Annotated in this window: 12 protein-coding genes; 9 read left to right on the top strand and 3 right to left on the bottom strand. The window is 72.5% G+C overall.

Features of this window, described 5'->3' with window-relative positions; genetic code table 11:
* The 5 genes from ACPYOM_RS09090 to ACPYOM_RS09070 form a co-directional block, all read left to right on the top strand.
* Positions 1 to 233 (top strand): ANTAR domain-containing protein (locus tag ACPYOM_RS09090; protein WP_481345696.1); only part of this gene is annotated, 233 nt, incomplete at its 5' end.
* Between the two features lie 133 nt (positions 234 to 366).
* Positions 367 to 1167, top strand: a complete 801-nt coding sequence (locus tag ACPYOM_RS09085; RefSeq protein ID WP_481345695.1) for a GAF and ANTAR domain-containing protein — start codon at positions 367 to 369, stop codon at positions 1165 to 1167.
* 84 nt (positions 1168 to 1251) lie between these two features.
* A complete protein-coding gene (locus ACPYOM_RS09080; RefSeq protein ID WP_481345694.1) occupies positions 1252 to 2619 on the top strand; it encodes an ABC transporter substrate-binding protein in 1368 nt (455 codons plus the stop codon).
* Complete coding sequence (locus ACPYOM_RS09075; RefSeq protein WP_481345692.1) at positions 2612 to 3559, top strand: carbohydrate ABC transporter permease; 948 nt, start codon at positions 2612 to 2614, stop codon at positions 3557 to 3559. Before ACPYOM_RS09080 ends, ACPYOM_RS09075 begins: the two co-directional genes overlap by 8 nt.
* Positions 3556 to 4494, top strand: coding sequence for a carbohydrate ABC transporter permease (locus ACPYOM_RS09070; RefSeq protein ID WP_481338736.1), 939 nt, complete (start codon positions 3556 to 3558; stop codon positions 4492 to 4494). The genes ACPYOM_RS09075 and ACPYOM_RS09070 overlap by 4 nt, the downstream gene beginning before the upstream one ends.
* A gap of 129 nt (positions 4495 to 4623) precedes the next feature.
* Here ACPYOM_RS09070 and ACPYOM_RS09065 read toward each other — a convergent pair whose 3' ends face one another.
* The gene (locus ACPYOM_RS09065) at positions 4624 to 5526 is read right to left on the bottom strand and encodes a sigma-70 family RNA polymerase sigma factor (RefSeq protein ID WP_481338734.1); all 903 of its coding nucleotides are present in this window, start codon (positions 5524 to 5526) and stop codon (positions 4624 to 4626) included.
* A gap of 209 nt (positions 5527 to 5735) precedes the next feature.
* Between ACPYOM_RS09065 and ACPYOM_RS09060 the strand changes: the two genes are divergently transcribed.
* On the top strand, positions 5736 to 6641 hold the full coding sequence (locus tag ACPYOM_RS09060; protein WP_481345690.1) for an SDR family oxidoreductase: 906 nt from the start codon (positions 5736 to 5738) through the stop codon (positions 6639 to 6641).
* Entirely contained in the window at positions 6641 to 7372 is a 732-nt protein-coding gene (locus ACPYOM_RS09055) for a UdgX family uracil-DNA binding protein (RefSeq protein WP_481345689.1), read from the top strand. Before ACPYOM_RS09060 ends, ACPYOM_RS09055 begins: the two co-directional genes overlap by 1 nt.
* Positions 7373 to 7477: 105 nt before the next feature.
* Here the strand turns inward: ACPYOM_RS09055 and ACPYOM_RS09050 are convergent, their stop codons facing one another.
* Both ACPYOM_RS09050 and ACPYOM_RS09045 read right to left on the bottom strand, forming a co-directional pair.
* Complete coding sequence (locus ACPYOM_RS09050; protein ID WP_481345687.1) at positions 7478 to 8035, bottom strand: hypothetical protein; 558 nt, start codon at positions 8033 to 8035, stop codon at positions 7478 to 7480.
* Positions 8032 to 9216 (bottom strand): zinc-dependent alcohol dehydrogenase, encoded by a 1185-nt coding sequence (locus ACPYOM_RS09045; protein ID WP_481338725.1) that lies wholly within the window; start codon positions 9214 to 9216, stop codon positions 8032 to 8034. The genes ACPYOM_RS09050 and ACPYOM_RS09045 overlap by 4 nt, the downstream gene beginning before the upstream one ends.
* Before the next feature lie 84 nt (positions 9217 to 9300).
* Here ACPYOM_RS09045 and ACPYOM_RS09040 point away from each other — a divergent pair, with 84 nt between their 5' ends.
* Both ACPYOM_RS09040 and ACPYOM_RS09035 read left to right on the top strand, forming a co-directional pair.
* On the top strand, positions 9301 to 10320 hold the full coding sequence (locus ACPYOM_RS09040; protein ID WP_481345686.1) for an SDR family NAD(P)-dependent oxidoreductase: 1020 nt from the start codon (positions 9301 to 9303) through the stop codon (positions 10318 to 10320).
* Between the two features lie 543 nt (positions 10321 to 10863).
* Positions 10864 to 11064: a hypothetical protein gene (locus ACPYOM_RS09035; protein WP_481338721.1), complete on the top strand. Its 201-nt coding sequence runs from the start codon at positions 10864 to 10866 to the stop codon at positions 11062 to 11064.
* The last annotated feature ends 14 nt before the right edge of the window (positions 11065 to 11078 follow it).

The raw sequence follows: 11078 nt of genomic DNA, 5'->3' as shown, positions 1-11078 counted from the left end.
TCCGTCGTCGGCAGCGTCAGATGTGTATAAGAGACAGCCTGCGGACCGCCCTGGCCACGAACCGCACCATCGGCGCAGCGGTGGGGATCATCATGACCCGGCACCGGCTGACCTACGCGGACGCGTTCGACCGGCTCGTGACGGCGAGCCAGCGCGCCAACCGCAAGCTGCGCGACATCGCGGGGGTCGTCGTCGAGACCGGGGCGCTGCCGGACGGGAGTGAGGCCGGCTAGCCCCCGGCAGCGCGACACGGGTAGCGTCGGAGGCAACGCACGGGGCACGAGTCGCATGGACCCACGGACCCGCCGGTCGCCGTTGCGGCGGCAGCCGCCGTGGAGCCGACGAGACGTGAGCGAGGACCATCGCATGACACCGTCCACCGACGGCGCGGACCGCAGCCGGCCGATCGACCCCGCGGCCCTGGCCGCCAGCCTCGGCTCCCTCGGCCGCACCGGCGCCGAGGCGCTGCTGCGACCGTCGCTGCAGCAGGTCGCCGAAGCCTGTGTCGACCTGTTCCGGGTCGACGGCGCCGGGATCATGCTCGTGGACGACCGCAGCGACCTGCGGTACGTCGTCGCCACCGACGAACCGGGACGTCGGCTGGAGGACGCCGAGCTGCAGACGGGCGAGGGACCGTGCATCGAGGCGTTCGTGACGCGCCGACCCGTCACGGTCCTCGACCTCCACGCGGACCGACGCTGGCCGGTGCTGTCCCGGGTCGTCGCCGACAGCCCCATCCGCGGGGTCGTCGGCGTGCCCATCCACCTGAGCGGCGCCCCGGTGGGCACGCTCGACGTGTACCGCTCGACCCCGACGCGGTGGGAGCCGGACGCCCCTCAGGCCCTGCTCCGGTTCGCCGAGGTGGCCGAGCAGCTGATGCGCGCCTCCGTGGCCGCCGAGCGCGCGGACGAGCTCGCGGCGCAGCTGACGTACGCCCTCGAGCACCGCGCCCCCATCGAGCGCGCCGTCGGGTTCCTGATGGCCCGGCGTGGGCTGCCCCAACCGCAGGCGTTCGAGCTGTTGCGGTCGACTGCCCGGAGCACGCGTCGCCGGATCGGTGACGTCGCCACCGAGCTGCTCTCCACCGGTCGCCTCGGCGAGCCGGGGCCGCAGGCCGCCCGGCCGGGACCAGCCACCCGCTCGACGCGTCGCGAGGACCGCGGCTAGCACGAGGACGTGTTTCCCCCACGGCTGCTCGGGTAGTGCCCGGCCGAGCGGTGCCGGACGAGGCGCCCCGGACGAGGAGACACGATGCGTCGGACGATGGTCGGGCTGGGCGCCACGGCGGTGCTACTGCTCGCCGGCTGTGCAGGGGTCGGCGACAGGGGCGGTGACGCCGGGGACGCGAGCGCCGGCGCGAGCGCCGGCGCCCCCACCGGAGCCCTGAGGATCATGGGATTCGGCGGCGAGGACGAGGTGGGACAGGCGCGCATCAAGGCCTTCAAGGATGCCTACCCGTCGGTCGCGGTCACCAACAGCAAGGGCGACTTCGACGCCCAGCAGTTCCTCACGGCGCTCGCCAGCGGCAACCCGCCGGACCTCGTCTACATGGACCGCAACCTCATCGGCACGTACGCCAGGAAGGGCGCCGTCGTGCCGCTCGAGAGCTGTATCTCGGGCCAGAAGATCGACACGTCGCAGTACCGCGAGGCAGCGATGCGCTCGGTCACGCTCGGCGGGAAGGTGTACGGGATCCCGGAGTTCTACGTCGTCACGACGAACCTCGTCGATGCAGGCTCCCTGACCCAGGCCGGCGTCCGCCCGACCGACATCCAGACCAAGGACTGGGCCGCCCTCCGGGCCACGACCGCCAAGCTGTTCAAGGCCGACGGCGGCACCATCGAGCGGATCGGCTTCGACCCCAAGCTGCCCGAGTACTTCCCGCTGTGGGCCACGGCGAACGGCGCGACGATCGTCAAGGAGGACGGCGCCCCGAACCTCAACGACCCCAAGGCAGTCCAGGCGCTCGACTACACCGTCGGGCTGGTGAACGCGCAGGGCGGCTGGACGAGGTTCAAGTCGTTCCGGGACGCGTTCGACATCTTCGGGGAGAAGAACCCGCTCTCGGCACACGCCGTCGCCGCCTTCCCCATGGAGAACTGGTACGTCAACGTCCTGCGTGACTTCATCGGCAAGGGCCTCCAGCTGGAGAGCACGCCGTTCACCGACCACGAGGGCCGGCCGGTGAGCATGGTCGGCGGCAGCGCCTGGGCCATCCCGAAGGGCTCGAGGAACCCGACCGCCGCCTGCGCGTGGGCCAAGACGCTCACCGACAAGGACACGTGGATGAAGGCCGCCCGGGCCCGGATGCAGAAGGTGCAGGCCGACAAGAGCTTCTTCACCGGGCTGTTCACCGCCAACAAGCCAGCGGACGAGCAGATCAAGGCGATGTACCTCAAGAACGTGCCGGACCCCGGCTTCGAGCGGGCCATCACCAACCTCTACGGCACGCTCGACGGTGCCGTGGCCCTCAACCCGTCCCCGGCTGGCGCGGAGATCGACGCCGCCTGGCGCAGCGCCGTGACGCGCGCCCTCGCGGGGCAGCCCGCCCAGCAGGCCCTCGACCAGGCCCAGAAGGAGGCGGAGACCGCCTTCACCAAGGCTGCCGGCAATGGCTGAGGTCGCCGTGGGGCGACACCTTCGGACGGGGATGCGGGGCTCCGTGTCGCGCAAGGAGGCTCGGTCGGCGTACCTGTTCCTCGCGCCGTGGATCATCGGGTTCCTCGTGTTCACGGCCGGGCCGATGGTCGCCAGCCTGTGGCTCTCGTTCACCGACTACTCGCTCGTCGACCAGGCGAACGTCGTCGGCCTCGAGAACTACCGGCAGCTGTGGAACGACCCGCGCGTCGCGAAGTCGCTCGAGAACACGTTCGTGTACGCGGCGCTCTTCGTGCCGCTCGGCACGGCGGTCGCCCTGGCCCTCGCCATGCTGCTGCACCGGGTGGGCCGCGCGGCCGGGTTCTTCCGGACCGTGTTCTACCTACCGGTCATGACGCCGGGGGTCGCGGCGGCGGCGATGTTCCTGCTCCTGCTCAACGGGCAGCGCGGGCTCGTCAACGAGGTGCTGGGCTGGGTCGGGATCGACGGTCCCGAGTGGACCACCGACCCGGCGTGGCTCAAGCCGTCGCTCGCCGTCGTCAGCCTGTGGACCGTGGGCGGCAGCATCATCATCTACCTCGCGGCGCTCAACAACGTCCCCAGGCAGCTGTACGAGGCCGCGCTCCTCGACGGGGCGGGGCCGGTCCGGCGCTTCGTCAGCGTGACGCTGCCGATGATCTCCGGGGCCCTCTTCTTCACCGTCATCACCCACACGATCGCGGCGATGCAGATGTTCGACCAGGCGTACACGATGTTCTACGGGCCGCAGCAGAAGGCGACGGCATCCGACGAGTCGCTCGTCTACATGGTCTACCTGTTCCAGAACGGGTTCGAGTTCTTCAAGATGGGCTTCGCCTCGGCGATGGCCTGGCTGCTGTTCGTCATCATCCTCGTCATCACGCTCGTGCAGGTGCGCATCGGCAACCGCTTCGTCTACTACGAGGGAGGGCCGACGCGATGAGCATCGACACGCGCGACCTGCCGCCGTTCACCGAGCCGCCCCTCGAAGGCGCCCCGACGCCCTTGGAGCAGTGGGCGTCCCGGGGTCGGCCGCGGCGACCGGGCCGGGTGACCGGGCCGCTCCGGCTCGCCAAGTGGCTGGCGCTGCTCGTCGCGAGCATCGCGTTCGCCTACCCGCTCGTCTGGCTCGTCAGCGCCTCCCTCAAGCCGAAGTCCCAGGTCTTCGACAACCGGCTCGTCCCCGAGACGGTCCAGTGGTCGAACTTCGTCGAGGTGTGGAACGCCGGACCGGTGCTGCGCTGGCTGCTCAACTCCGGCGTCGTGGCCGTCATGGCGGCCCTCACCGTGACGCTGTCGAGCGCCTTCATCGCGTTCGGGTTCGCCTACTTCCGGTTCCGGCTGCGCGGACCCCTGTTCGGCCTCGTCCTGGCCACCATGATGCTGCCGGGCGCGGTGACGATGATCCCGGTCTACCTCATCTGGCACCGGCTCGGGCTCGTCGACACCCAGGTGCCCCTGTGGGCGAACAACCTCTTCGGGTCGGCCTTCTACATCTTCCTCATGCGCCAGTTCTTCCTCGGCATCCCGCGGGAGCTGTTCGAGGCGGCCCGGATCGACGGCTGCAGCCACGTCGGGCTGTTCCGCCGGATCGCCCTGCCCCTGTGCCGACCGGCGCTCATCATCGTGTTCATCTTCGAGTTGCAGGCCAGCTGGTCGGACCTGCTCAAGCCGCTCATCTACCTGCAGACCGAGGAGTACTACACGATGCCGCGCGGCCTCAAGCAGATCGTCGACGGGTTCGCCCTGTCAGGGGAGTACCACTGGGAGATCGCCATGGCCGCGACGCTCGTGGCGACGCTGCCCATGATCGTCGTCTTCGCCCTGGGCCAGCGGTACTTCATGGAGGGTCTGGCCACGACGGCCAAGCAGGGCTGAGGCGGGCCGCCGTCACACGCCGTCACACGCCGTCACAGACGGGCACCGCCGTACCGGTCCGCGTGGGACCGGTACGGCGGCTCGTCACCCGCCTCCCCGGGTGGGTCGGTGCGGGGCCTCGTGGGCCCGTCAGCTGGCCAACGGCTCGGGATGGTCGGCCAGCTCGTCGCGCAGCTGCTTGAAGACGCGCCCGAGCAGTCGGGACACCTGCATCTGCGTCGCGCCCAGCTCGCACGCGATCTCGCGCTGGGTGCGGTCCTCGACGAACCGCAGGCGCAGCACCTGACGCGTCTGGGCCGGGAGGCCGGCCAGCGCGCGGCCGAGGTCGACGTGGTCGCACAGCAGCTCGAGATCGGGGTCGTTCTCGCACACCGCGTCCGCGACGTGGTTCTGCTCGCCCGTCGTGCTCGGCAGGTCGATCGACAGGGGCCGGAAGCTGGAGTCGGAGCCCTCGGCCTCGCCCAGGTCGGCGGGGTCGACGCCGAGCGCGGCCGCCAGCTCGGCGCGCGTCGGGGTCCGGCCCAGCTCGTGCGTGAGGACCTCGCGTCGCTGGCGCAAGGCGAGTCGCAGCTCCTGCACGCGGCGCGATGGCCGCACGACCCAGCCGTGGTCGCGGAAGTGCCGCTTCAGCTCGCCGGACACCGTCGGCACGGCGAAACCGGCGAACGAGGCCCCGACGCGCGGTCGGTAGCGACGGATCGCCTTGAGCAGCGCCAGACGCGCCACCTGGAGCAGGTCGTCCCGCTCGATGCCCCGGTTGGTGTAGCGACGAGCGAGCCCGTCGCACAGCTCGACGTGCAGGGAGAAGATCTGCTCGACGACGTGGCGCCCCTCCGGGCTGTCGACGTCACCGATGCTCGCGAGCTCGGCGAACAGCTCGTCGGTGCGGGCGTCCCGCTCGGCGTGGACGCGGGCCGACTCGCGTCGGCGGGCAGCGGCGCGGGTCGAGCTGCCGCTGGTGGTGCCCGGGGCGGTTCCCGGGATGGTTCGCGGGGCGGTCTCCGGGGTGGACGTAGGGGTGGGAGATGTCATGCCAGTCCTCCGTCGATGGTTCGGACAGAGTCGGCACGTGGTTGGACCGCTCGGGTTGCCCTTCGACCCTCGCACCGACGGGCGCCGATGGAAAAGCCGAAATGCGAAGCGTCGGGCTCGGCAGACCGCCGTGCGGCCCGTTTGCCCCGAAGTGCCTCGGGTAGAGGCCTGGTGAGCACGTCCGGTCCGTCCGAGCACCAGGAGATGACATGACGTCCGAGATCGGCGACCGCGCCGCCGCCATGGTGCGTGACGACGACAGCGGCGGCTTCCCCGCGCAGCAGCAGGACCCGCCCGGCCTGACGAGCCGCATGGACCCTGTGCCGGACCACGGCGAGGAGACCTATGTCGGGCACGGCCGGCTGGCCGGCCTCCGCGCGCTCGTCACCGGCGGTGACTCCGGCATCGGCCGTGCGGTGGCCATCGCCTTCGCGCGGGAGGGAGCCGATGTCGCGATCAGCTACCTCGAGCCCGAGCAACCGGATGCCGAGGACACCATCGGGTGGGTCCGCAAGGAAGGACGCAAGGGCGTCCTGCTGCCCGGAGACCTCGTCCACCGCCAGACGTGCCTGCAGGTCGTCGCCGACACCGTGCGCGAGCTGGGCGGGCTCGACATCCTCGTCAACAACGCGGGCTTCCACTGGGACAAGGGCCCCCAGGGGCTCGAGGGTCTGCAACCCGACAACGTCCACCGGGTGCTCGGCACGAACCTCGAGGCGGTGCTGTGGCTGTGCCAGGCGGCGCTGCCGCATCTCGGCCCGGGGTCGAGCATCATCAACACCACCTCCATCCAGGCCTACGACCCGTCGCCGGGCCTGCTCGACTACGCGGCCACCAAGGCTGCCCTCAACAACCTCACCGTCAACCTCGCGGCGTCGCTCGGCCCCCGGGGCATCCGGGTCAACGCCGTGGCGCCGGGGCCCATCTGGACACCGCTGCAGCCGGCGACCCGCGAGGCGGACAGGATGGAGACCTTCGGTGCCCAGACGCCGCTCGGCCGGGCCGGGCAGCCGGCCGAGGTGGCGCCCGCGTACGTCTTCCTCGCCTCCCCGAGCGATGCCAGCTACGTGTCCGGGACGGTCCTCGGCGTGACCGGTGGCGGGGCGGTGTTCTGATGCCGCGCCGCCGGGGCGCGACGCCCTCCCCGGACGACGGTGCGGCGTCCGCTGCGCCCGCCACCCTCGGGCCTGAGGAGTTCCCCGGTGCGGGGCAGTGGGTCCCGCCGCGCGCAACGGTGGCCGCCCTCCGCAGCGCGGTCGACGACTGCCGGGGATGCGACCTGTTCCGGGCGGCGAGCCAGGCGGTCATGGGCGACGGCCCGGCGGACGCGCGTCTCATGGTCGTCGGCGAGCAGCCGGGCGACAAGGAGGACCTCGCCGGTCGGCCCTTCGTCGGCCCCGCCGGTCGGCTCCTCGACGAGGCACTCGCGGAGGCGGGGTTCGACCCGGGCGCCGTGTACCGCACCAACGCGGTCAAGCACTTCCGCTTCACGCAGCGCGGCAAGCGGCGGATCCACGAGGGACCGTCGCGCTGGCACGTCGCCGCCTGCGAGCCGTGGCTGCTCGCCGAGCTGGGCGCGGTGCGCCCACCGGTCGTCGTCCTGCTCGGAGCGACCGCCGGCCAGGCCGTCTTCGGCTCGTCCTTCCGGGTGGGAGCCATGCGTGGCCGGCGGCTCGAGTGGCCCGAGCGGAGCGCGTCGGCCTGGACCCCGTCCGCGGTCGTCGCCACCACCCACCCCTCGGCGGTGCTGCGGTCACGACACCGCGACGAGGACCTCGAGGCGCTCGTGGCCGACCTCGTCGTCGCGCGGCAGCTGCTCGACGACGGGGACCGCCCGCGCGACTGACGCCCGCGCGACTGACGCCCGCGCGACTGACGCCCGCGCGACTGACGCCCGCGCGACTGACGCCCGCACGGCCGGGTCAGCGCGACGTGCCGTCCCCGACCCGCCCTACCCGCCGTCGTGGACGAGAGCGCGCACGCTGTCGGCGTGGAGGCGCTCGAGCGTCTCCACCCGTCGGCGCGCCCCGGCGACGAGCGCCGGCAGGTCGAGGTCGCCGAGCCGGCCGTGGAGCGGGGTGAGCGCCTCGAGCGTCTGCCACAGGCGCAGGGTCCCGGTCGCCGCGAGCCCGAGGGCCTCGAGCTCGACGACGTCGGTGATCGGCGTCCGGTGTGACCACGACGCGTTGGGCTTGAGGCGCCCGATGCGTTCACCGACGGTGCTCACCGTCCGTTGCACGCGGCTGGGCCGCACGCCGAGGGCCCGCATCGCCCCGGCCAGCGCGGCCCGGTCGGCGGTCGCGTCCTCCAGCAGCTCACCGAGCTCGCGTCGCACGGAGGCCTGCAGGTGGTTGCCTGCCGTCAACGAGAGCCGCTTCGCGCCGGCGAGCTCGACCGCGTCGTGGTTCCGCAGGTACACCGCCAGCTGGTCCCTCGCCGACGGGCCGCCCGGGGCCTGTCGCGAGCCCCGTCGCGTGGCTCGCGAGGGGTTCGGTCCGGGCGTGGTCACGGGCGCAGCACCACCTTGAGGCAGCCGTCGTCCTTCTCGCGGAAGGTCCGGTACAGCTCGGGCGCCTCCTCGAGGCTGCCGTGGTGGGTGGCGAACGACTCGAGCCCGAGGACGTCCTCGTCGGCGTCGACGATGTCGAGCAGCTCGTCGGACCACCGGCGCACGTGGCACTGGCCCATTCGGATGGTCAGTCCCTTGTCGAAGAGGTCCATCATCGGCATCGGGTCGGCAGTGCCTCCGTAGACGCCGCTGATCGACAGGGTGCCGCCCCGCCGTACCGCGTCGACCGCGGTGTGCAGGGCCGCGAGCCGGTCGATGCCGCCGTGCTCGACCGCGGCGCGGGCCAGCGCCTTGGGCAGGCGCGCGGCGGCGTAGATGGCCTTCTCGGACAACGGGTTCCCGTGGGCCTCCATGCCCACGGCGTCGATGACGGCATCCGGTCCGCGGCCGTCCGTCAGGTCGCGCAGGGCGTCCGCGACGTCGTCGACGTCCGAGAGGTCGACGACCTCGGCGCCGCTGCGCCGCGCCAGCTCGAGCCGGTCGGGCACGAGGTCGACGCCGATGACACGTCCGACGCCGCGGTGGCGGGCGCTGCGTACGGCGAGCTGACCCACGGGCCCGAGGCCGAGGACCGCCAGCGTGTCGTTGCCGTTGACGCCGGCGTACTCGACGGCCTGCCACGCCGTGGGGAGGATGTCGGACAGGAACAGGTAGCGCTCGTCCGGCCGGCCATGTCGCACCTCGATCGGGCCGAAGTCGGCGTGGGGGACCCGCACGTACTCCGCCTGACCGCCCGGGACCGACCCGTAGAGGCTCGTGTAGCCGAAGAGGCTGGCGCCCTTGCCCTGCTCCGTGTTCTGGGTCGTCTCGCACTGGGCGAAGAGCCCCCGCTCGCACATCCAGCACCGCCCGCACGAGATGTTGAACGGCACGACGACGCGGTCGCCCGGCTCCAGCGTGCCGACGGCGTCGCCGACCTCCTCGACGATGCCCATGAACTCGTGCCCGAGGACGTCGCCCTGCTTCAGGTACGGCGCGAGCACGCCGTAGAGGTGCAGGTCGGAGCCGCAGATGGCGGTCGAGGTCACCCGGACGATCGCGTCGGTCGTGTGGTCGATGGTCGGTTCGGGTACCTCGACGACACGGACGTCTTCCATGCCCCACCAGCACACAGCCTTCATGACCCCGACCTACCCGGCGTGTCGGGTGCCAAACATCCGCACGGCCCGGGTGGTGCCGCACCGTGGCACCTCGAGAGGACACCCATGGACCCCGCACAGGACGACACCGCGCCGACGACCGACGCGACGTCCCCGTCGACCGACCGACCGGGATCGGAGGCCGCCTCCGAGCCCGTGGCACTCGTCATCGGGGCCTCGCGCGGGTTGGGCCTGCTGCTGGCGCGCGAGATGCTGCAGCGGGGCCACCGCGTCGTCGTGGCGGCCCGGGACGAGGCCGAGCTGGACCGCGCCGTGGAGCAGCTCGAAGCCGAGGGCGAGGTCCACGCGCGCGTCTGCGACGTCCGCGACCGTGACGCCGTCGGAGCCCTCGTGGGCGACGTCGAGCGCGAGCTGGGCCCGATCGAGGTGCTCCTCACCGTGGCCGGCATCATCCAGGTCGGTCCGGCGCGCGCCATGACGATGGGCGACTTCGAGGACGCGATCGCCACGATGACCTGGGGGCCGATCCACGCGGCGCTGTCGGTGCTGCCTCACATGCAGCGGCGAGGCCGCGGGCGCATCGGCACGGTCACCTCGATCGGCGGGGTCGTGCCGCCGCCCCACCTGCTGCCGTACGCCACGGCGAAGTTCGGCGCCGTCGGGTTCTCCGAGGGCCTCACCGCCGCTGTCAGCGGGTCGGGCGTCACGGCCACGACGGTCGTGCCCGGCCTCATGCGCACCGGGTCGCACCAGCGGGCCGTGTTCGCCGGCGAGGCGACGGCCGAGTACGCGTGGTTCGCGCCCGCCGCCTCGATGCCCCTGCTGTCGGTCGACGCCGACCGCGCCGCCCGACGCATCGTCGACGGGGTGCTCGGAGGACGGCCCATGGTCGTGCTGACCCCGCTCGCGTGGGTCGGGATGCGGGTGCACGGCCTGGCACCGGCCACGACGACCCGCCTGCTCGGTCTGGCCGGCCGGCTGCTGCCTGAGCGCCCGGCGCGGGGCGGCCGGCGGTCCGTGCCCGGCTACGAGGCGGCCCGCCGCCTCGCATCCCCGCTCGTCGACCGCCTCACGACGTTCGGGGACCGCGCTGCCGCCCAGACCAACGAGCGCGACGAGCCCTGAACCGCGGCCCGGGGCGCTGCTCGGCCGGTGGGTCAGCGAAGCCCCGGTCCGACGGGGACGGACCGGGGCTTCGCAGCGTCCGCGGCACGGGTCGTGGAGGGATGCCGGGAGCGGGTGGAGCGACCGTTCGGTCAGGGGTCGTCGAACGGGCGCTCCGGTGCCTCCATCGCCACCGACGCGACGGCGTTACGGGTCCGCACGGGGAAATCCCGGCAGTCGCCGAGAAACTTTCGAAAAGCGTGTCACGAATCCGTCATCGGGCCGTCTTCACTGTGACGGGGCCAGGCCGGTTCGTGGAGGGGCCGGCCCGGCCTCGTCCGTCAGGCTCCACCAGACTCCCGGACGCCGTCCGTGACCGAGGTGGGGGTGACGTCGTTGTAACTGACATCGGGCCACGGCCCGTGCTGGCGCGAGTGGTTCACGGGCCGGTGAGCGTCAGGGGGAACCTCACGGGTCCGCACGGCCACCGCACATGTGGAAGGAGCGGGTCAGCGTGTCGATCTCGAGGGACTCCCGGCTCGACCGGTTCGCCGGGGCGAGGCCATGACGGAGGACAACGTCTGCGCGCACCGGCGCCTGGAGACGCACTCGTGCTGGGCCTGGCCGGACGCCGAGGAGCGTCGGCTGCACGCCCTTCGCGGGGCCTCGGCCGGCGGCGGCCGTGCGCGCCTCCGCCGCGTGCGCCTCGCGCGCCTGGCCTGCCGCAGGGCCCACGCGCGCCCGGAGGACGGCGCCACGGCTTGACCTCGAGCGCGCTC

Source organism: Monashia sp. HAY1-2A (genome assembly GCF_056755315.1).
This window is presented reverse-complemented; position numbering and strand designations above follow the sequence as displayed.